We start from the raw sequence: 1,946 nt of genomic DNA on the forward strand, positions 1-1,946 counted from the left end.
TCGATGGTGTCGCCGGCACGGTCGGCGCGGGTGCCGGTATTGCCGATGAAAACCGCCGAATGCTCCATCCAAAGCAGCGATTCGAACACCGAATAGGCGAGCCCGCGCTTCTCGCGCACCTCGCGATAGAGCCGCGAGGACAACCCGCCGCCGCCGAGGATGTGGTTGACGACATAGGCCGCCATGAAGTTCGGATCGCTGCGCTTCACCCCGGGACCGCCGAAGGTGATCACGGTCTGGGGCACGTCGAGCGTCACGAAGGCGCGTTGCGGCGGCTTGGCGGCCTCGACGTCGGGGACGGGCACGAGATTGGCCTTGGCCGGCAGGCTACCAAATGTGTGGTCGAGCAGCTTGCCGAGCGTATCGGGATCCACGTCGCCAACCACCGCGATCTTGAGCGTGTCCTTGGCGAGCACGCGGCCGACATAATCCTTCATGTCGGCAACCGTAATGGTCGGAACGCTGTCGAGGTTGCCGTTGGACTGCCGACTGTAGGGATGATCGCCAAAGGCAACCTCCAGGAATTTGCGGCTCGCGAGCGAGGTCGGGTTGGTTGTCTCGCGGCGCAGGCCCGAGATCACCTGCGAGCGAATGCGTTCGACGTCGGCAGTTTCGAAATGCGGCGAGGTCAGCGCGCTCCGCAGCAGGTCGAAGGCCTCGTCCTTGTTGTCGCGCAGCATGCGCAGGCTGCCGCGGAAGGTGTCGCGGGTGGCGCTGAAAGAGAGCTCGATGGCACGGCGATCGAGCCGCTCATGGAAGGTCTTGGAATCGAGATCGCCGGAGCCTTCGTCGAGGAGATCGCCGACCAGATTGGCGACGCCCGATTTGTCCTTGGGATCCTGGGCCGAACCGCCGGCAAAGGAATATTCCATGGCGATCAGCGGCACGGTCGCATCCTGCACGAACCAGGCCTCGATGCCGCCCGGCGAGGTCAAATGCTGGATCTTCGCCGCCGCCTGTGACGGCGAGACGGTAGCGAGCGCGAGTGCCGCGCCGGTGGCAAAGGAGAATGCAACGCGTCGAAGGAAGGGATAGGTCACGAACGCTTCTCCTCGCGCTTGGTGGTCGCGGTGTCTTTGATCAGATAGCCCGTCACCGAGCGCTTCTTCTCGAGCCATTTCTGCGCGACGGTGCGGACCTGCTCGGCGGTGACGGCGCGGATGCGATCTGGCCAGCTCCGGATGTCCTCGATCGACAGGCCCGTGGTCAGTGCGCCGCCATACCAGCGCGCCAGCACCGCCTGGTTGTCCTGGGCGTAGATCGCCTCGGCGATGAGCTGGGTCTTGACCCGCTCGAGATCCTCGGCGCGGATCGGATTCTGCGCGATGTCGGCAATGACGCCGTCGACCACCTGCTCGACCTCGGCGAAGCTGACCCCGGATTTGGGCGAAGCCGAGATCGCGAACTGGGTCGGGTCGAGCGAGATGCTCGAATAGCTGGCGCTGGCGGAGACCGCGAGCGGCTTGTCCACCACGAGCGCGCGGTAGAGATAGGAATTGCTGCCGCTGCCCATCAGCTGCGCCAGCACGTCGAGGGCCGCGCTTTCGCCGGCCGCAGCCGTGGTCGCCGAGGGCACTAGGTAATAGCGTCGCAAGCCGGGTTGCTCGACGCGCGGATCGGCCAGGGTCACGGTGCGCGGCGCCGCGGGCTCCGGCTCTTGCGGGCGGACGCGGCGCGCCGGGATCGCGGGCTGGGCCGGGATGGACCCGAAATTGCGCTCGACCAGCGGGCGGATGTCGGCGGGCTCGACGTCGCCGGCGATCACCAGGATCGCGTTGCTGGGCGCATAGAAGCGACGGTAGAAGGCGAGCGCATCCTCGCGATCGAGCTTCTCGATCTCCTGGTGCCAGCCGATCACCGGCCGGCCGTAGGGATGGTTGAGATAGAGCGCGGCCATGATCTGCTCGTTCAGCCGCGCGTCCGGATTGTTGGCGACGCGCATGTTG

2 protein-coding genes are annotated in these 1,946 nt (G+C 66.1%); both read right to left on the reverse strand.

Annotation, left to right across the window (positions count from 1 at the left end):
• A partial coding sequence (locus tag ACIPUD_RS39720; protein WP_446482983.1) for a M16 family metallopeptidase occupies positions 1–1,040 on the reverse strand: 1,040 nt, incomplete at its 3' end.
• On the reverse strand, positions 1,037–1,946 hold a 910-nt coding region (locus ACIPUD_RS39725), incomplete at its 5' end, for a M16 family metallopeptidase (protein ID WP_446482984.1). The genes ACIPUD_RS39725 and ACIPUD_RS39720, both read right to left, overlap by 4 nt.

The sequence above is a fragment of the Bradyrhizobium sp. CAR08 genome (assembly GCF_052871955.1).